Origin of the sequence: Erwinia persicina, assembly GCF_014838825.1 — a bacterium.
In the GTDB taxonomy this organism is placed as follows: domain Bacteria; phylum Pseudomonadota; class Gammaproteobacteria; order Enterobacterales; family Enterobacteriaceae; genus Erwinia; species Erwinia persicina_A.
Genome location: NZ_JACYMO010000007.1, coordinates 21154 through 40811, shown reverse-complemented (window position 1 = coordinate 40811; position 19658 = coordinate 21154). Strand labels below are relative to the sequence as shown.

The following is a 19658-nucleotide window of genomic DNA, read 5'->3' as shown; positions in this document are numbered from 1 at the left end:
CCCGCCAGCCGGGCGAACTCCGGTAAAGGTGCGTTATTTTTTCAACACCGTCAATTCAACCTGACTCCGCCAGAGTTAAGTCCCGCCACACGGGGTGAACGGGCATACGCGTTAGCCTGACGCATTGAAGTTGCCTCGTTGCCTCTGTCCCCCGGGCCGCACTGGGGCAGTCAGGCATTCCCCCACCCGGGGGGGCAGTGATTTGTGAAAGATAGATTGTGTTCAATTTAATTTTGCTCAACCCTTATGTTGTACGCTGTTGCTGCCGATACAGGGTCACTACGTTAACTGTCCTGAGAAGATTGATGAAAATTGCAACGCGACTGACTGCAGGCTTTGGCCTGATTATTTTGCTTTTTATAATGTGCACCAGTATTGCTATTAACGCGCTCTGGCATGCCCGTGATGGCATGAATGATACCGTTGATGTGAAGATGAAGCGTTTCGCGCTGGTGCTGGATATGCGGGGGAGTGCGCGCGATATGGCCATTGCCGTACGCAACCTGGCTCTGATAACGGACCCGCAGCAGATGCAGCCGGAGTGGCAGCGCCTGGTTAAACAGCGTGATGCTTATATTCAGACACGTGAAGCGTTGGAAAACAGTATGTCATCCCATGTCTCTGCCCGCGGGAAGGCAGCATTGGGGCGGACGTTATCCGCAGAGTCTGCGGCACTTTCTACCCTGATGACGGCAGGCAAAATGGGGCTGGAAAACCGTAAAAACGACGCCACGGCATACCTGCTGATCACGGCTCGCCCCGCGCAGAAAGAACTGCTGGAAGCACTGAATCAACTGACCGACGTACAAAAGCAGCTGAGCCGCGATACGGTGGCTGAAAACAGCGCCCGTTCTTCACGTACCGCCTCTCTTTTGATGGCTATTACTGCATTGTCCGTCCTGCTGGCGGCGGCGACCTGTTATCTGACGGTACGCATACTTATGCGCCAGCTGGGCGGTGAACCGGCTCAGGCACAGGCACTGGCTGCGGCTATTGCTGGCGGCGATCTCACTTATCCGGTCACATTGCGGCGACACGACAGGGGCAGCCTGCTGGCATCGCTGGCCACCATGCAGGGCAGCCTGCGTAGCCTGGTCTCTGATATCAGGGATTCCTCGGTGTCCGTTGCTATGGCGGCAGACGAAATATCGCAGGGCAATACCGAACTGTCCTCGCGGACCGAGCAGCAGGCTGCGGCGCTGCAGGAAACGGCCGCCAGCATTGAACAGCTTAGCGCGACGGTGAAAAGTAATGCGGCGGGTGCGCAGCAGACGGCGGATACGGCCCGGACCACGGCGACGCTGGCCCGTACCGGTGAGAAAGACGTACAGCGCATGTCGCAGACGATGAACGATATATCTCTCAGTGCGACGAAGGTTCGCGACATCACGGGCGTGATTGAGAGCATTGCCTTTCAGACCAACATTCTGGCGCTGAACGCTGCCGTTGAAGCCGCCCGCGCAGGGGAAGAGGGGCGGGGATTTGCCGTCGTCGCCGGTGAGGTAAGAACGCTGGCACAGCGCAGCGCTAACGCGGCGCGCGATATTAAAGCCCTGATTGAACAGGCGGTGAGCCAGGTAGAAAACGGCGTGACAGTGGCTACCGGCACCGGAGACAGTATTCTGAAAATAGTAGGCATGGTAAGCGAACTGGCGGACGCGATGGACAACATCTCACTCTCCTCGGGTGAGCAGATGCAGGGGATCTCGCAGGTCAGCGTTGCGGTGAGCCAGATGGATGGCGTCACACAGAGCAACGCGGCCCTGGTTGAGGAATCATCCACCGCATCGCAATCTCTGTCCGCACAGGCCCATACGCTACGCGGCATGGTGGAAACATTTCGCGTATGAGGCCTGCAGAAATGCCGGCATCGTCCTCGTCAGAAGATCTTCTCTCACGTATCTGTGCGCTCAAAAGTGACGTGAATTTTCTGATGAAGCAGCTTAGTGAAGGGGAGTATCTGAGCCTGGACACCTTTGCAAACAACTGGGTGCATCTGATGCGTCTCTACACCGGTATTCAGCATCACATGAATGACGCTGAACTGATGGATGTCGTGGTGCGCACCGATGTGTTGCTGGCGGCTGACCTGATGGCAGTAGGACGTATTATCGAGGTCATGAATAACGTCCTGCGCTGCGCGGCAAAGCAGAGCAAGTGATTCAGCCCGGAGGTCATATTCCCTCGTTCTCACCCTCACTGATTTGTCAGAAAACAGGGACGTGTTCTGATAAATTAGATTGACATCAATTAGACTTGATTCAATACTTCGCAGGCTTATGCAAGGGCGAAGCCTGCGGCTCTCGTCATGATGCCTTTTTCGGACCGGGGCCGGGAAGAGCAGGGGCCATCCTGCTGTGTCAGCCCGCCACGATGTGCAGCAGAAAGGCACCCCGTTCGCCATCAGATTTGGATCCTCAATGTGTAACGATGTTAACCATGAAACAGATGACGCGGATGAGGCTTCTGCCATTACAGATGCACCGGTGACGGTCGATCAATTTCTCTGTTTTGCGCTTTATTCTGCCTCACTGGCCATGACCAAACTCTATCAGTCGCGACTGAAGCCTATCGGCCTGACGTACCCGCAATATCTGGTTTTGCTGGCACTCTGGCAAACGGACAATGTCACGGTGTCTGACATTGGCGCTCGCGTTTGCCTGGATTCCGGTACGCTCAGTCAGCTGCTGAAGAGACTTGAAGTCTCCGGCTTGATCGCCAGGAAACGTGACCTGGGTGGCGATGAGCGCAGGGTACTTATTTCGCTAACGGAGCAGGGACACCAGCTCAGGGTTAAAGCGGCCGGTGTGCCTGCAGATATGGTCTCGGTAATGGACACGCCGTATGAAGAGTTGTCTGACCTGACTGTACGGATTACAGCGCTGCGCAAGAAACTGACCCATGCTCTGGAATGATCATCACACTCTCTTCCAGCATCCTGCACGTTGAGAACCGATACCGTCAGGACAGAAGTGACTTCAGGCTGCGATTGCCTGTCAGATAAGCAGGTTGAGGAATGCTGATTGAACGCTGATGATAAGTTAAAAATGGACAGGATCCATGCGGTGATAGGGCGTACCGTTTCATCTCTGCTGAAGTCGGGTCAGCCATTAGACTCTGACACTCTGGTGGCGGCCCTGAACCAGCGTGAGAGTGAATCTGTTGATGGAATGAAGCAAACCTGTGCAGCAGCGGAACGCCTCATTTCTGACAGGCTTAAGAAACCGTGAGCCTTCCTTAGCCCTTTCCCGTCCCGGGTGAACTCTCCGGCATCACCGACTGAGCTGACGTGACGCTGCGTAAGATTCGCCCTGAGCCCGCCTCCTATACAGTAACAGCAGTTACCCCCAGTCCGGCCATTCGGTCAGCGCCAGTATCGCTGACCTTTGCTGTTAACAAAGGGAGCAGGTAGCGCGGGGCCAGGGGGGGCCTTGCCGGATGAGGCGTGATAACTTTTCGATCCGCTGTCTTTAGTCAGTCTCCAACCCCAGTGATGAATCACGTCTGTGATCGCCCATCACACACCGGGCCCGGTCAGTGTTGCCCTGACGTGAGGCAGACTCTGCGGATAATTTTGCTGAATAAACTCAATCATTTTTTCCCGCACGTGGCAGCGTAAATCCCAGGCCGTAGGGGAGTTCTGTGCCGTCATCAATAATCTGATCGTCATGGTTTTGTCCGTGGTATCGGTGACCTGGAGTACCTGAGTCTGCTGATCCCAGAGTTTTGTTTCACTGAGGATTTTTTCGAAATGCTTACGCAGGGGATCCAGCGGCATGGAATAATCCAGGTAAAGAAAAACCGAACCTAATATTTGTGCGTTATTGCGCGTCCAGTTCTGGAAGGCATTTTCTGTAAAGTAGGTTATAGGCAGAACCAGCCGGCGCAGGTCCCAGATACGCACAACAACATACGTCAGGTTTATCTCCTCAATCCAGCCCCATTCATTTTCAACCACTACCGCATCATCAATTTTTATCGGTTGCGTAAAGGCTATCTGAATGCCGGCAAACAGGTTAACCAACGACTTCTGCAGAGCAAAACCAATGATGATCCCGGCAACCCCGGCACCGGCCAGGATGGTGGTACCAAATTTTCGTACCCCGGGGATACTGAGCAGAATCAGGGAAAGGCAGAACAGAACCAGCAGTACGATAGCAACCTTTTTTACGTACATGATCTGCGTACGGATTTTACGCGCCCGAAGATTATTCGAAAGATTAATATCATAGCGTATAAACAGCATATCCTGCGCCACATTGGTCAGCCGGATTAACACAGAGCAGAATGATAAGATAATAAAGATGTTGATCACGGTGGTGATAAGCGAGAGGGAGCCCGGGTGAATATCAATGTAATTAATCCCTACATTAATAAGCAGTAAGGGTATGAAAAGAAACAGGGAGCCACGCAGATGCTTTTCAAGAGATTTGAACAACTTTCTGTCACGACTCTGCCAGTAGCGGATGAACCTGAGTAATATAAATCGGGCCAGGAAACCCAATGCAAATGAGAGCGTGACGAGCAATACCGCAGGCACCCAGGATGGCGCACCAGAGAACTCACCGAATATCATTAGCATGCTTTTTCCCTTTTTTTCAGCCAACAACCAACGTTTGCGTTGCCAGTTCAGTAAAAAAATCAGTTACCGCTGTCTTCTTCGTGGTCAGCGGATCAAATGGTTAACGCAGATGAGTTTATGAAAAATTTGCTGATCTGACTTTCTTAACAGCAAAAAAGCGCGAAAAGAGATCGGATTTCAGCTGGCTGCTATTGCAACTGGTTGAAATGTAAAGGAGTTAATTTTTTACTCGCCGACAGGCTTTGCGTACGTAACTCGCTCTGCCACCTGCGCCTGCGCAAGACAGAGTAACACGATAGCGTTATCACAGCGCGTGTGATGAGTATCCTCTTTCATAAATGCCATCTAATGAAACAGTTAATCCGGCGTGATTAAACACCCTGAAAATCGTCCTTATTCCTGAAATTCAGCAAAGGGGATGGCATTTTTTCACCGTATTGAGGAGAAAGGTTAACCCTTTCTTTCAGTAACTTAAATTAAATTTCAAGAAAATTCCTATATAAATCAGATCGTATTGCGCACCGTTTCATATTGCTCACATTAAACAGACTGCTATATAGTCCCGCCTGTACACACAAGGAAAGTGTGCGTAACGCCTGCTTTCTGTGTCCATTTTTACAGGAAAGAAAATGAGCAACTCTTATCAGAATGAGATCCCAAAAGCGCGCGTTAATATCCGGCTGGATCTGCACGCCTGCGGGGCGCAGAAAAAGTTTTGCCAACTTCGCCGGCAGCTGGATAAATTTCCAAAAATATCATTTAAATATCACTGCGCTTTCCGAAAAAATATTAACCTGCCTGCTTTTATCAGAGATGTCTCATAAGGTATAAAATGCCAGCTGTCATTCATCCTGGCCATGACTCCCCGATAGCAGAACTGTTCTGCAGAACCGTTCTGGGGTAAGATTTCCGCACAAGGAAGTTTGCTGGGGTGAAGGGTGAGATGAAAAATGAAATAAGAACAGCTCATTCAACTGTACGCGCTATTGTTGAATTTTTAAAAAAATAAAAGAGAACAACATGAGTAAAATGAAACTGATCTTTCGCATTATGCTGCTGCTGGGACTTATTTTGGCGGGGGTCAGTGGTTACCTTGCTTTTGACGCTTATCAGTTTCAGGCAAACGCTATCCATACTCAGGGGAAAGTGACCGACCTGCGCTTTAGCCGCAGCGACAACGCTTCATCAGGCAAGTGGTATACGGAAGTGACCTTTGTTGATAATAAAGGGAAAACTAACGTATTTGAATCCTCGTCCAACAGCAATTCTTATCGCAACGCATTTAGTGATGGCATAGATATCCTCTATCTCAGCGATCGTCCTGAAACCGCTAAAGTTGACGATAAGGCCCGGCTGTACCTTCCTTCAATGGTGTTTGGCGGTGTATCCGCTGTTATTTTGTTTATAAGCTTTATCGGCATCAGAGTGACAGGCAGAGGCAGTCGTTATGCCAAACTGGTTCATAACGGCCGTCCCGTTGACGCTGAAATCGTTGGTGTGGCACTGAATGAGACGATCCAGTTTAACGGCCGTTCTCCGTGGATAATTGTTTGCCAGTGGCTTGACCCGTTGAGTAATACTGTATACGTGTTCAATAGTGATAACTTTTATTACGATCCGTCATCGTATATCAAGGAAGATAAAATAAGAGTTTATATTGATCACGGAAATTTTAAGAAATATTACGTCGATACCTCTTCATTTCCCAAAAAAGCGTAAGGAATATGCAGGGCGACTGGCGCGGGCGATGATTCTCTCAGAGATGGATGTTATCCGGTGACATCCTCGCGTCGCAGAAAGCCAGTCATGCTTTGCAACAGCGGCCTGCTGGCCCATCAGGCTGCTGTGCGAACGGCAAGAGAGATTAAAAATCTGACCCCAGGTCAACAGAATGAGATCAGCAAGGACGGTTTACCAATGGACGATTTAAGCCTGCGCTATTTCGACGCTGAAATGCGCTACCTGCGTGATGCGGCAAAAGAATTTGCCCGCGCGCACCCCGACCGGGCGGCGATGCTGGACCTGGATAAAGCCGGAACCCCGGATCCGTTCGTCGAAAGGCTGTTTGAGGGCTTTGCCTTCTCAACGGTCTGGTACTGCGTCGCGACGTCCCAGGCCCGGGCAAAGCCCGCCAGATTGAGCTGAACCAGCAGACAATCACGATGCAACCACTTAAGGATAAGTAATGCCCCATTCCCATAACGCCCCCTCGCTGTATGAAATTCTCTACGGTAACTTCAGCGGCGGGCTGGAGCTGCATAACGTCAGCGAGGAAAACCAGGTGATCCTCTCGGTGCTGGACAATATGCAGCGCATCCTCAACTGCCGCGCGGGTTCCCTCGCGCATCTGCCCGACTACGGCCTGCCGGATATGACGAAAATTCTGCAGGGGATGCCCGGCACCGCGCATCAGCTGATGACCACGCTGTCGTCGGTGCTGCTGCGCTTTGAGCCACGGCTGAAAAGCATCAGTGTCGTGATGCTGGAACAGACCGTGCCGGGTGAGCTGAGCTATGCCATCGATGCTGAACTGAACGGCATCGGGCTGGTGCGCTACGGCACCGGGTTTATGCCCGAGGGCAAAGTCCTCATCCGCCATATGAAACAGCAGCAGTACCTGGACCCGCGCGCTGCTCTTTAGCAGACGCCGCTTTTTTCCGATGACAATCTGAAGCCGCTTATGACACTTTTATCTGAACGTTACCTGAAGACCGGCGGCGATCCGCGTACGCTGCCGGACTATGCCGCACTGCGCGATGAACTGGGCAAACTGACGCATCCGGCACGACCGGACGTGAACTGGCATCTTGTTGAAAAACTCAGCCTTACTCTGTTTGAACAAAACGGCGTGGAGCTGCAAACCGCCGCCTGGTACACGCTGGCCCGCACTCAGCTGGGCGGGCTGGCGGGGCTGAACGAGGGCGTGTCGATCCTTGAGGCGCTAATCAGCCACCAGTGGGGCAGCCTGTGGCCCCGGCAGGCCCATGCCCGGGTCGAGATCCTCAGTGGACTGAGCCGTCGCCTGCAGCAGATGATGCGCACGCTGCCGCTCAGCTACAGCGACCTCAGCCAGCTTTATCACGCAGAGCAGCAGCTTGGCCGTCTTAACGCCAGCCTGCAGCGCCTGGAGTTAAAACATCTGAGCCAGTTTGACGCGCTGGCCACGCTGATGCACACCAGCGCGGTACGGCTGGAAAACAGCGATACGCCTGCGGTGACTCCTTCAGCAGCAGTGTTACCGGCTGCAGTGCCGCCCGTGACGGGGGGGGGCCGGGTGGGCGGAGCGCAATGGGTGTATGTGGCGCAGTCTCAGCCCGCCCCGGAGGGGGGAACGGCGGTGCCCGCGAAGGCAAGCCGCTGGAAACCGTTTGTCGCCGGGGTGGTGGTTACGCTGGTGGTCGGCAGCGCCGCCCGGTGGGCCTGGCTTACCCTGCACCGTCCGGATGCGCTGTTAACCCAGCTTTACGCCTCACTGTCGCCGCCGGCATCGCCGCTGTCAGAAGAGCAGCTAAACCGTCTGCAGATGAAGACTATGCCGCCGGACAACCTTATGCCACGCACGCAGCAACAGCTGACGCGCCTCAGCGGGCTTGCGCCGGACTGGGCGCTTGATTATGGACAGCGTCTGGTGCATCAGGCAAAGGCGCTAAGCCCGCCGAATGCCACCACGGAAAAAATGGCTGCCGCGTGGCAACAGCAGGTCGGGGCAGGGGCGTTACCGCCAGAGGTGATGTCGGGCTGGCAGCAGGGGATGGCGCAGCTGCAGCAACTGACCGCCAGGCTCAACGCCCTCGACGGACAGCGCGGAAAATATATCACGGTCAGCGAACTGAAGTCGGTGATGTATGATGCCACGCAGGCGTTTAACCGTTCGCTTCCGGCTGAAGAACGATTGCGTCTGTATGCGGCCCGCCCGTCAGAAACAGAACGGCGGCAGGCGGAAATGGCGCTGGATCAGTTACAGAAGCGGTATTTTTTGCTAAAGCAGGCGGCTGAGTCGCCGGGTGCAACGGAGGGAATGCCCTAGCATCAGGACTCCCTGTTGCCGCCGGTCGTCTGAAAGTGTTCCCCGTTCTCCTCGCGGTAAGAGAGCGGGAATGTCGTTTTGTCAGCGGGGAATGAAAGAGCCGGACGGGGCGCGGTTTTCAGCAGGCCACCTCCGGTATGCCTGCTAACACGGAGGCTGGCTGCGTCAACAGCAAAGACGTTCTGACCGCAGCAGGTCGGCAAGGGCGGGAGTCTTACCGATTCAGGTCCCGTTTCTTGCACCGGGCCTGAAAGCCTGTTTTTTACCGAAATAAGCAATAACAAACGCGACAGACATCAAGGCCAGGATCGCCCAGGGAAATGACACCGCACCCGCCTGATTAAGAAGCAGGCCGCCGGCAACGCCGCCGCTGGCGATAGCCAGATTCCATGCGGTGGTCACCATCGCCTGAACGACATCGACATGTCTGTCGGCCGCATCGGCCGCTGCCGTCTGCATCTGGGTTGACGCGCCGCCAAATGATCCTCCCCACACGATAACCGCCAGAAATACCACGATCGGCTCCCGCATACCCACCGCCAGCACCAGAGCTACCGCAGCCATCGCCGCAAGGCTGAACAGCACAAGAGGGCGCAGGTGGCGATCAACCAGCGTTCCGGTTATTCCGATGCCAACAAGGGCCGCAAGCCCGAAGACCAGCAGGATGAGTCCGACGAGTGCGGTCAGCCCCGACAGTGCCAGGAACGGTCCGATAAACGTATAAATAATATTGTGTGCCGTCATCCAGAGAAAGATCACCGCCAGAATCTGACGGACGCCAGGTAGCAGAAAGACCTGCCACACGGGCAGGCGGCGCTCCGCCGGCTGCCCGGGCAGGTCAGGAACCGCAACCAGTGTCCAGATAAACAAAATCACTGCCAGTGCGGCCATCAGCCCAAACGGTACTCTCCATCCCATCATGCCGCCCAGCCACGCTCCCGCCGGCGTTCCCAGCGACAGGGCAACCGGTATGCCTACCATAGCAATGGCCAGCGCACGGCCCTGTAAATCAGCAGGCACAAGGCGGCGCGCATAACCGGCCAGGATCCCCCATGCCAGTCCGGCAGCCACGCCGGACATAAACCGTGCCGTCAGCGTCAGCCAGTAGCTGGTTGAAACGGTGGTAATGGTATTGAAAATCAGGAAGGTACCGACAGCCAGCAACAGGACTTTTTTACGCCGCCATCCACGGGTAAGCACCGTCAGCGGGATCGCCGCCAGCAGTGAACCCAGTGCGTAGAGACTCACCAGCTGGCCCGCCATCACCTGTGACACGCCAAGCCCCTCGCCAATTTCCGGCAGCAGGCCCGCCGGGAGGGTTTCAGTCAGGATGGCAATAAAGCCCGTCATGGCAAATGCCAGTAGGGCGGCCAGAGGCAGCTGCTGCTGCGATGGGGTTTCACGTAAGTTTGTCTCTGCGTGCACGGTGAGTCCTTATTGAGGTGTCTAATAAATAGCGGAAACAGTTCAGACAGTGCGTTTCTGTCATGACATATATACTGAATGGTATATATGTCAGACGCTATAGGTCAGCCCGAAGGTTGTCAAGCATATCTGTATCGATTAGTATTTATGTGTCACTGGCATAATCAGGAACCAATATGGCGCAGATGGGACGACCACGTTCATTCGACCGGGACGAGGCAATTCGTCAGGCAATGTACCTTTTCTGGCAGCATGGCTTCGAGTCCACCTCGCTTGCCCTGCTCAAGGCGAACCTTGGCAACGGCATCACCGCACCCAGCTTCTACGCGGCGTTTGGCTCTAAAGAGGCGCTGTTTGAAGAGGTTATCGAATGCTATATGTCGACCTTTGGCCAGGTTAACGACTGCCTGTGGGACGACACGCTCGGCCCGCGTGAGGCTGCGGAACGTGCGCTGCGTCGTTCAGCAAAAATGCAGACAGAACCGGGGCACCCCAGCGGTTGCCTTATCGCCTTATCCGTTAACACCTGTTCGCCCGGGAACGAGCACATCCGCCAGCTGCTGACAGCCCGACGCGCACGCACAAGAGAGGGATTTCTGCGCTGTGTGATGAGAGCAAAAGAGGCGGGTGAACTGGCTGCGACCACTGACGCACGGGCGCTGGCCACCTTTCTGCACAGTTTTGAAACCGGACTCTCAACAGAAGCGCGCGACGGGACTCCGGGCGAAGAGCTTGATGCTGCGGTATCGTCTGCCATGAAAGCCTGGGATGCAGCAGCGCTGCTTACTGTTAATTAACAGAATCTGAGGTGAAGCGGCCCGTTTTGGCACAGGGCAGCGGCAGCCCTGAGAATCGCCCCCTTCGACGGATGCACAGACCTTCCCCACATCACCGGCTTCAACGCCCGGACAACCCGCCGCGCTTTCCAGCGTCTAACCCTCAAGCAAAAGAAAGAAAAACGTAACCAGTTGCTAACCGGAGGCGGCCATCGGTTTTTTTTTGCTACTTTTAACTGACACAATCAACATCAGAATAAGCCTTACTCAGGCCACCACCCCCGCAGGCGTGGCAGCGCTGTTGATTCCTTTTATGTGAGCCCGGAGTCGTCATGAGCAAAAAAACACACCGTACCGTGCCAGGCGTGCATCCCTACGATGGCCCGGCAGGCGGCTGGGGAGCCCTGAAAGCGACGGCCATTGCCGTAAAAAATCAGATGGATACCCTGAAAGCGCCGTCCACGCTGATGCGCACCAATCAGCCTGACGGTTTTGACTGCCCCGGCTGCGCCTGGCCGGATAAGGATCATCAATCCACCTTCCAGTTCTGTGAAAATGGCGCTAAAGCCGTGACGTGGGAAGCCACCACTAAACGCGTTACGCCCGCCTTTTTAGCCGACAATACCGTGACATCGCTGCTGGCACGGACAGACTTTGAGCTGGAAGGGTACGGCAGATTGACCACGCCGCTGCGCTATAACCGCGACTCAGATACCTTTAACGCGCTCAGCTGGGATGAGGCCTTCACGATTATCGCTGAAAAACTGGCGGCGCTGCAGCCGGACGAGGTGGAGTTTTACACCTCCGGAAGGGCGTCAAATGAGGCGGCTTATCTGTTTCAGCTGTTTGCCCGCGAGTACGGCACAAACAATTTCCCGGACTGCTCAAACATGTGCCATGAAGCCACCAGCGTTGGCCTGCCTCAGTCGATTGGTATCGGCAAGGGCACGGTTTCCCTGGATGACTTCGACAGCGCAGAGTTGATCCTCTCCTTTGGACACAATCCGGGGACCAATCATCCGCGCATGATGGGGACGCTGCACGAGCTGGCACGCCGTGGCGTCCCCATCATCGTCTTCAACCCGATGCGTGAACGCGCGCTGGAGCGCTTTGCCGATCCGCAGAATGTCATGGAGATGGCCACCAACAGCTCAACCGATATCGCCTCCACGTACTATCTGGTTCGCGCCGGAGGTGACTCGGCCGCGCTGAAGGGCATTGCCAAAGCGGTACTGGCGATTGAGGCCGCGACCGGCACGGCGCTGGACCATGCCTTTATCCGCGAACACACCGACGGTTTTGCGCAGTTTGCGGCCGACATCGACGCCACGTCCTGGGATTCGGTGGAGCTTGAGTCGGGCCTGACGCAGGCGCAGCTTAGTCAGGTGGCCCAGGCTTACGTGAAGTCGAATGCCACCATCCTGACCTACGGTATGGGCATCACTCAGCACAACCGTGGCACCGACAACGTGCGTCTGCTGGTTAATCTGCTGCTGTTACGCGGCAACATGGGCAAGCCCGGCGCCGGGGTTTGTCCACTGCGCGGTCACTCCAACGTGCAGGGTAACCGCACGGTGGGGATCACGGAGAAGCCGTCTGCTGATTTTCTCAGTAAGCTTGAGAAAGTGTTCGGGTTTACGCCCCCGTCGCATCACGGTCACGATGCGGTGCAGGCGATGAAGGCCATCGTGGATCGGCGGTCGAAAGCGCTAATTTGCCTCGGCGGCAATTTTGCGGTGGCGCTGCCCGATTCCGGAGTGAGCTTTCCGGCGATGCGTGAGCTTGAACTCAGCGTCCACATCGGCACCAAGCTGAACCGCACGCACCTTTTGACCGGGAAAGAGACCCTGCTGCTGCCCTGTCTCGGGCGCACCGAACTTGATGAGCAGGACGGCACCCGCCAGTCCGTCACCGTCGAAGACTCCATGTCTATGGTGCATGCGTCTTCTGGCAAGCTGAAGCCAGCCTCGCCGCTGCTGCGGTCGGAACCGGCCATTGTCGCCGGGATGGCTAAAGCGGCGCTGCCGGGCACGAAAGTGGCATGGGATGCGCTGATTGCCGATTACAGTCTTATCCGCGATCTGATTGAAAAAACCATTCCCGGCTTTGAGGATTACAACGCCCGTATACGGGAACCCGGTGGCTTCCAGATGCCGCTGCCGCCCCGGGATCGCATCTGGCCGACCGCGAGCGGTAAAGCGATGTTTTCGGTTTATCAGGGCACCCATGAGGACCTGTCCGTGCCGGGTGACAACGTCCTGCGTCTCATCACGCTGCGCAGCCACGACCAGTACAATACGACCATCTATGCCCTGGACGATCGCTATCGCGGGGTGTTTGGCCGCCGTGATGTGCTGTTTATGTGCGACGATGATCTTGAGCGTCTGGGGCTGGAACACGGCGATGTGGTAGACCTGGAGTCAGCAGTGAAGGGCTACAGCATGCGGCTGGAAGGCATGACGGTGATCCGCTATGCCATCGCCAGGGGATCGATCGGGGCCTATTACCCCGAAGCAAACGTGCTGATCCCTCTTGATTACATCGACAGGGAAAGCGGCACGCCGTCTTACAAATCGGCTCCGGTACGCATCACGCTGCGGTCACGTGACATCGCCACCCCACTGGCCCCCGCGTCTGCCTGAACCGAGCCTGACGCGGGCAGGTGTCCCTCTTCATGCCGCGTAAGCGGCATTAACACCGCTGAGGGGGATCAATACCTAAAAGCGCAAAATCAAAAGCTTTGTTTTTGATGATTTTCTTATTGGTTCTCAACTTTTCCTTTATACCATCGTGATATAAGGAGGGGTTGCTGCTGCGAGCACAGTGAATAAACGCAGCCGGATAAGCATAGTCTCTCGGGGAATACAGTACGTCCTCAATCGTTCGTTCTGAAGGCAGGATGCACCCGACAACTAAAGGGATATAGTACTCCTCAAGGACGCGCCGGATGTGCTCAGACACCTCACTGGCTTGTTCAGGGCGGGGCACAGCGATCGCCCCGTAAATATCGGGACTGAACTTTTTATCCTGCCGTCCTGAAGTGGTAAATGAAAAGCAGGCATTACTGCCCAGGTTGCTTTTATAAGGCATTTCAATTTTGGACAGGCTGTCAAACAGGGGGCCACCAAAGACATGCCCGAGCAGGACAAAGGCGTGCGCCTTGACCAGGTACTGCAAAGACAGCTCCGCCACCAGCTTTTTTTCATAGCGAAATTTCAGGCCCCGCTTAACGGCGGTGACGGCCAGCGCGTGACACCCGATACGTTTGAGCTCGTTTTGCAGCTCCTCTTCAAAATAAATCCGATGTTCCCTGCTCATGACTCACCCCTGTATCAAACCTGTACCTGCACTGTTTACCCCCCGCTGCTGCAACCGAATCGTGCATGACAACCCGCCCGATTTCAATAACCTTTATCGGAGCCTGTCCGGTTGCCATCCCCGGCGCCGTTAAAGGTCAGCGGCTACTCAGGCAGGGGGATCTCCTGCGGTGAAACCGACCCCGGTCCGGCAGGTTGCCTGGCCGAAGAGAGGCCCGCCGGTCCGTCTCAGGCCCCGTCGAATAACGCACCGGCCTTATCCTGAAGCGCGATGCCGATATTCTCATATCGCTCAAGCTCATCCTGATCATAAAAATCATCGGCAACACTGAACCCTACAAAGATATCGACAAAGGCCAGTGCCAGTTTCTTCGGGATCCTATCCTGTCTTCTGTAATGACCAATCAGGACATCAATAGCCAAAAACAGCTCGCTGACTTCCGCCGCCGCTCCCCCTTTTCTGGCGCGAATTTTTAGCGGGATGGCGTTTTCCCCCATCAGCCGTGCATAAACCCCCTCAACCGCGCGCTCCGCACCCATAATCCCCTCCCTGACACCGTTCATCTGGTTTCATCTCATTGTGCATCACGCGATGATTCCTCGCCCGCTCCGTTTTTCAAAGTTTAAGGCACCGCTGTCCCATTTGGAAAATATGCTCTGAGCAGACTGTTCGAATTTTCATTTAATTAATGCTGCCATGGGAATGGGGGCAAGAAAAAAGACCCGTATATGGCCATTGATGATAAATTAAATGTAGTCGACCGCATACAAACCGATAAAGTTAACCCCGCCAGCAAGGCGTTGAGCGAAGAACATAATACCTCGCTCTGGCAGGCACACCTGATTTTCGACACATCTTTCAGTTAGTTTTACCCATACAGGGTGCAGTTCAATAAGGTAATGTCTAACAGCTGTTAACAGGCAGTTTTTAATCCGGTTGAGATGAAATGGTTTTTTTAAATCACGGTGAATTGATATTGTAAATCGTGAAAAAATAAAAAACAGGATTTTAATCTCTATGCAACATATTTTTTAGATGTATATCTCAATTGTCAGTAAGTGGTGTTAACATTGCCTCCATGAAATGACAGGTTTATTTAATAAAAGATTTAATGTCATATGTCATTTAATAATGTGGGTCCTCCCCGAAAACAGGCGTTTCTAACCTTATAGAGAGCGCGTTCTCTATAATAAAATAAATATATTTCCTGTATTAAAAGGAGGCTTCCGTTGCAATGGAATCTGTGGGCAGAGGGGATGTTAAGAAGGCTGACCTGATGACTTACGCTGCGCCCGCCCTTAGTCAGCACTTTGGTAGATATATGAAAGCACTCATCGCATCCCTGGTGATACCCGTTATCTGTATATCCGTTACCCCGTGTGCGGCCGACCCTGTACAATTCCCCTCCCGCTTCTCAGGGGGGGATCTCCTGGTCTGGCAGTGACCCTGCGGTGCTGGTCGACATCCCGTCTTCGCAGCTTGACTACCGGATCCCGGCCAGACCCGACTTCGTGTATCGCGATATCTTTGTTGTGGGTGTCAGTGCCTCCGGTATGCGCTCTGAACCACACTTCTTAGGAGGCAGACAGTCCGGGGCCACTAATGGCCAAACTTTACGCCCTTTCGCCATGACGTTAACTCCACGGGATTACAGCTTCTACCTTAATGCCGTACCCGTCTGCGCGACTGTACAAATCCGCGAACAACCGGGTGGCAATAGTAGTTTTATTCGCGTCATCTGGGAGTCATCATGTATACCGATCGACACGTCAGTACCAACATCTTGCACCATAACGCAACCCGTACGACTGAACCATGGCGTGGTCACCGCTGGCGATCCCCCAGGTCTGGCGTCCGCAGATCTGAATATCAATTGTAACGCGGCTGCGACGGGCCGCCTCTCTCTGGCATCAGCCAACGACCGTATTTCCCTTGGGGGAGGATACGCGAGCATAAAAACCTCCACGGGTCCGCTCAACGCGCGTCTCTCTTTATCCAAAGGTAACAATACTGTCGTCCTCAGGTCGGAACTCTCTGGGGTCGGTGCTGGCTCCTGGTCTGGCAGTGGAGCTCTTAGCTTAAATCTCGATTAATGCGATATACCACCTGGTCCGGTAAACCGTGCCTCACCTGTGAGCCCCGGTTCATCAGGTTTGATGTGTACAGGGATCAGCAAACGCCTGGGGACAGGTCAGATAAGACCGTTATCTGCTCTGAGAGTGGCTAAAGCCAGCCTCAGAACAGATGAAATGGTGCGGCGGGCTTCAGCAGCAACGGGGGGCGCGTTTAGCGGTTGCCTGAAGAAGGGTGTGAAAATGAAAAACCCACGCCGTGGCGTGGGTTTGATCGTCGCTGTCTGCCTTGATGAGGGGCTTTTTCACCCCATCAGTCAGAAGAACGGGTCAGACGTTGAACTGCGATTATTTATTTATACCATTGATTTTTAAAATTTATTTAATTAGTTTTTTTATAAATACTCATCTTTGTACTCATTTAAAACTTAGCACGCATTCGTATTGCGAAGGTTGAAGGTTATACTTCTACTATCGAACCCTTTAAATCAATTACTTATACAGCTTCTGTCTTTGTTAAAATCCCCAATTTCTCTCTTGCGTACTTATGGGGGTACTTGTTTAAAAGATATAGCTGGTGGCTGTGTATTGAACGTTTGGTGAGTAGTCAGCAGCTAAACTCTTTGCGATTTTGTCAGTTGCCTCCTGTCCCCCGATACTCTGCAATGCATGGTAGGACGTCTTGTACAATTATTTGGTTGGTGCAAGTAGTATGAATTTTGATGACGTCATTAAGCAGTAAAGAGAGAATCAGATAACAACAGAAAACTTGGAATTTATGACCGTACGTGAGCTTTCCGGGGAACGGATAGTCCGTTAACCGGACCAGTCGCTAGAGATATTCAGTGAGCAACTGTTCAAAATCTTCCAGAAAAAACCTTTACCTGCGATTTATCGCGGTAATTCTGAGAGTGCTAAATGAGGAAAGTTAACCGTGTCTGAGTCATGTTCTGAGAAAAAGAAGTGAGATGAGTTGTTATTTCACTTCGTTGATCATTATCATAAGGCGATTATAAACCGAGTGAAGATGTCCTGATTGCCAGTAACGTCAGCCCAGGCTCCTGAACGATAACAGACAACGGCATGTTATGAAGCATATTCTCCTCGCCACGATTGGCGCCAGCCCGCAAGTGTTGACCGAAACGCTGTATGCCCTCCATCAAAGTGGTAAACCTTTCCCCGATGAAGTGTTTGTCATCACCACCGGTGTTGCCCGGCAAAAGCTGGTCAACGGCTTATTTCGCGATGGTCATCTTCAGGCGCTAAAAAACGAGTATCAACTGCCGGAGTTTTGTTTCGATGAGCAGCATATCTGGCTCATTGAGGATAAATACGGCCAGCAGTTAGAGGACACCCAATCCCCGGAAGAGCAGGAAGCCGCCGCGGATTTTATCATCCGTCAGGTCTTCAGACTGACCCAGAACGCTAACTGCGCCATTCACGCCTCTCTCGCTGGGGGACGCAAAACCATGACGTTCTATTTTGGTTATGCGATGTCTCTGCTTGGCCGCGCGCAGGATACGCTCAGCCATGTTTTTGTCGATGAGCCTTACGAATTTGTGCGCGATTTCTGGTATCCGACCAAAGACACCCGCTGGGTCGCGGGTCAATTTGGACAGCGCGAGGTGGATACGAAGAATGCGCAGGTCAGATTAGTGGAAATTCCTTTTGTGCGGATGCGCGAATCCGTTTCCCCGACACTGATTGATTCCATGAGCAGTCACTCTTTCAGCCACATTGTCGCACTGATTAACGAAACCCACCGCGGCGAGCTTTCTGTCAGGCTGGATAAAAGCCGCCGGACGATTGGAGTTCAGGAAAATAACATCACTTTGACGCCGAAGGAGTTCGCCTTCTACCTTTGGCTGCACAGCAAGGGTAAACAGGGGATTGTGGTCGATCGTGACTTCAGCGAACAGGAACAGCACAGCCGGGATTTTTTGCGAATTTATGCCGTGTTGGCGAAAGATCCTCGGGTTTTCAATACCTTTGACACCAGCTACGAAGTGTTTTCCGCAGGGGGGAATGTCAGGCTGCGCGGTATGGAGAAAGAGTTTATTCAGACAGTTCGGTCGACTATCAATCAAAAGCTTACTAGTCAACTCCCCGCGCAAACGGCAAGAAATATCGAAATCAGCGCTTACAGCGAGAAAACTCAGCATCGTTATGCGCTGGCGTTATTCAACCATCCGGTCGCAGTGACACTATTACCTTAACTCATGCCTTGTGCCCTGCGTCCGGCACACCTTTCGCGTTCCGCTGGGTGAAGTTCATAAGCTTATTAAGCTTTCTTCTCTCCCACCGATCCGTAAAGTGGTGTTCAACCGATAGCGTGACAAAAAATGTGACTCCTGGCAAATAAAATTAGTATAACTATTTGGTGAGGCTGAATATTTTTCCTGGTTAGCCGATAACGCATTCGATAACTTTATTGAGGAGAGCAAAAGAAATGATCTTCGATCCAAGCAAATTCACCGCGCCCGCCGCGAAACCCCTTCCTGTGATACTGCTGCTTGATATCAGCGGCAGCATGAGCGGCGACAAAATCCGCAGCCTCAATCTGGCCGTTGAAGAGATGATTGCGTCGTTTGCCAGTCAGGAAAAAATGGAGACGCAGATCCTGTTCTCCGCCATTACCTTCGGCGACGGCGTTGTACTGCATACGCCTTACACCCCGGCTTCTCAAGTGCAGTGGCAGCCGCTGAGCGCCAGTGGATTAACCCCGATGGGTAAGGCGCTGGAGACGGCAAAGGCGATGATTGAAGATAAAACTATCACCCCGTCGCGCGCTTATCGTCCGGTGGTGGTACTGGTCTCTGATGGCCATCCCACAGACTCATGGGAGCAACCGCTGGCGGCGTTTATCGGCCAAGGGCGCTCCGAAAAATGTGACCGTATGGCTATGTCGATTGGCAGCGACGCGGATGATGCGGTATTAGGCCGTTTTGTGGAAAACACGACTCACCCGCTGTTTTACGCTGAAAGCGCCTCCCGGCTGCGCGAGTTTTTCCGGCTGGTCACCATGTCCGTCACGCTGCGCAGCGTCTCTGCCAACCCCAACGCGGTGCCGACTCCTGAGCAAATCGTGCTGGATGGCGGCAGCGTTCAGTTAGCTACGGTGTACGACAGCGTGGCGGATGCCGATGACAACAATTACTGGTAATCCACCCTACGGAGGTAGCTATGTCTAAAGCCATTGGCGATCCCGACGAACTGGATCGCTTCGGTTATGCCCTGAGCGAATTTGTTGAGACGCTGAACGAGGCGCTGGGAAGCCTGAACCACAGTTTCTCGAGGGTGGGGGAGAGTTGGCAGGATGAAAAGCGCGCCCGCTTTGAAGAGGACTTCAATCTGTTAATGCAGCAGCTATCGCGCTTCGAATCCTGTACGGCAGAGCAAATCCCCTGGATCCACGCGCTGGCGTCTCGCTTAAGAGAATACTTACAAAGTTAAGGTAA

At 53.6% G+C, this 19658-nt stretch carries 16 protein-coding genes and 2 pseudogenes; 14 read left to right on the top strand and 4 right to left on the bottom strand.

Translation table 11 applies throughout. The features are described from left to right. Window positions 1-305: 305 nt before the first annotated feature. From IFU29_RS16375 to IFU29_RS16365, 3 genes are all read left to right on the top strand, one after another. On the top strand, window positions 306-1850 hold the full coding sequence (locus IFU29_RS16375; protein ID WP_191934853.1) for a methyl-accepting chemotaxis protein: 1545 nt from the start codon (window positions 306-308) through the stop codon (window positions 1848-1850). A gap of 83 nt (window positions 1851-1933) precedes the next feature. Next, window positions 1934-2161 carry a hypothetical protein gene (locus IFU29_RS16370; protein WP_244633728.1) on the top strand — a complete coding sequence of 76 codons (228 nt, stop codon included), beginning with the start codon at window positions 1934-1936 and terminating at the stop codon, window positions 2159-2161. 259 nt (window positions 2162-2420) lie between these two features. After that, complete coding sequence (locus IFU29_RS16365) at window positions 2421-2915, top strand: MarR family winged helix-turn-helix transcriptional regulator (RefSeq protein ID WP_191934947.1); 495 nt, start codon at window positions 2421-2423, stop codon at window positions 2913-2915. Window positions 2916-3517: 602 nt separating this feature from the next. Here the strand turns inward: IFU29_RS16365 and IFU29_RS16360 are convergent. Next, a complete protein-coding gene (locus IFU29_RS16360) occupies window positions 3518-4582 on the bottom strand; it encodes a mechanosensitive ion channel family protein (RefSeq protein ID WP_191934851.1) in 1065 nt (354 codons plus the stop codon). A gap of 629 nt (window positions 4583-5211) precedes the next feature. On the opposite strand from IFU29_RS16360, the pseudogene IFU29_RS22345 reads away from it, so the two are divergent. The 5 genes and pseudogenes from IFU29_RS22345 to IFU29_RS16340 form a co-directional block, all read left to right on the top strand. Beyond that, window positions 5212-5295: pseudogene (locus IFU29_RS22345) on the top strand (type VI secretion system contractile sheath small subunit); the annotation flags it as partial. Window positions 5296-5602: 307 nt separating this feature from the next. Beyond that, window positions 5603-6301, top strand: coding sequence for a DUF3592 domain-containing protein (locus tag IFU29_RS16355; RefSeq protein ID WP_191934850.1), 699 nt, complete (start codon window positions 5603-5605; stop codon window positions 6299-6301). A gap of 198 nt (window positions 6302-6499) precedes the next feature. Then, window positions 6500-6667: pseudogene (locus IFU29_RS16350) on the top strand (type VI secretion system baseplate subunit TssF); the annotation flags it as partial. A gap of 100 nt (window positions 6668-6767) precedes the next feature. Continuing rightward, window positions 6768-7223 carry a type VI secretion system baseplate subunit TssE gene (gene tssE / locus IFU29_RS16345; protein WP_191934849.1) on the top strand — a complete coding sequence of 152 codons (456 nt, stop codon included), beginning with the start codon at window positions 6768-6770 and terminating at the stop codon, window positions 7221-7223. A gap of 39 nt (window positions 7224-7262) precedes the next feature. Then, window positions 7263-8609 (top strand): VasL domain-containing protein, encoded by a 1347-nt coding sequence (locus IFU29_RS16340; protein ID WP_191934848.1) that lies wholly within the window; start codon window positions 7263-7265, stop codon window positions 8607-8609. A 222-nt stretch (window positions 8610-8831) separates the two neighbouring features. Here IFU29_RS16340 and IFU29_RS16335 read toward each other — a convergent pair whose 3' ends face one another. Beyond that, on the bottom strand, window positions 8832-9959 hold the full coding sequence (locus tag IFU29_RS16335; protein ID WP_191934946.1) for an MFS transporter: 1128 nt from the start codon (window positions 9957-9959) through the stop codon (window positions 8832-8834). Between the two features lie 251 nt (window positions 9960-10210). On the opposite strand from IFU29_RS16335, the gene IFU29_RS16330 reads away from it, so the two are divergent. Together IFU29_RS16330 and IFU29_RS16325 are read left to right on the top strand one after the other, a co-directional pair. Next, complete coding sequence (locus IFU29_RS16330) at window positions 10211-10831, top strand: TetR/AcrR family transcriptional regulator (RefSeq protein WP_191934847.1); 621 nt, start codon at window positions 10211-10213, stop codon at window positions 10829-10831. 311 nt (window positions 10832-11142) lie between these two features. Continuing rightward, a complete protein-coding gene (locus IFU29_RS16325) occupies window positions 11143-13452 on the top strand; it encodes an FdhF/YdeP family oxidoreductase (protein WP_191934846.1) in 2310 nt (769 codons plus the stop codon). 49 nt (window positions 13453-13501) lie between these two features. On the opposite strand, the gene IFU29_RS16320 is transcribed toward IFU29_RS16325, so the two are convergent. Beyond that, complete coding sequence (locus IFU29_RS16320; RefSeq protein ID WP_191934845.1) at window positions 13502-14128, bottom strand: hypothetical protein; 627 nt, start codon at window positions 14126-14128, stop codon at window positions 13502-13504. Window positions 14129-14355: 227 nt separating this feature from the next. Next, window positions 14356-14691, bottom strand: coding sequence for a hypothetical protein (locus tag IFU29_RS16315; protein ID WP_191934844.1), 336 nt, complete (start codon window positions 14689-14691; stop codon window positions 14356-14358). A gap of 1656 nt (window positions 14692-16347) precedes the next feature. On the opposite strand from IFU29_RS16315, the gene IFU29_RS16310 reads away from it, so the two are divergent. The 4 genes from IFU29_RS16310 to IFU29_RS16295 all read left to right on the top strand — a co-directional run bounded on the left by IFU29_RS16310 (window position 16348) and on the right by IFU29_RS16295 (window position 19653). Next, the gene (locus IFU29_RS16310) at window positions 16348-16575 is read left to right on the top strand and encodes a hypothetical protein (RefSeq protein WP_191934843.1); all 228 of its coding nucleotides are present in this window, start codon (window positions 16348-16350) and stop codon (window positions 16573-16575) included. 713 nt (window positions 16576-17288) lie between these two features. Then, window positions 17289-18416 (top strand): CRISPR-associated ring nuclease Csm6, encoded by a 1128-nt coding sequence (csm6, locus tag IFU29_RS16305; RefSeq protein WP_129639990.1) that lies wholly within the window; start codon window positions 17289-17291, stop codon window positions 18414-18416. A 233-nt stretch (window positions 18417-18649) separates the two neighbouring features. Beyond that, entirely contained in the window at window positions 18650-19363 is a 714-nt protein-coding gene (locus tag IFU29_RS16300) for a vWA domain-containing protein (RefSeq protein ID WP_191934842.1), read from the top strand. A 20-nt stretch (window positions 19364-19383) separates the two neighbouring features. Continuing rightward, window positions 19384-19653, top strand: coding sequence for a hypothetical protein (locus IFU29_RS16295; protein ID WP_129639992.1), 270 nt, complete (start codon window positions 19384-19386; stop codon window positions 19651-19653). Window positions 19654-19658: the final 5 nt, after the last annotated feature.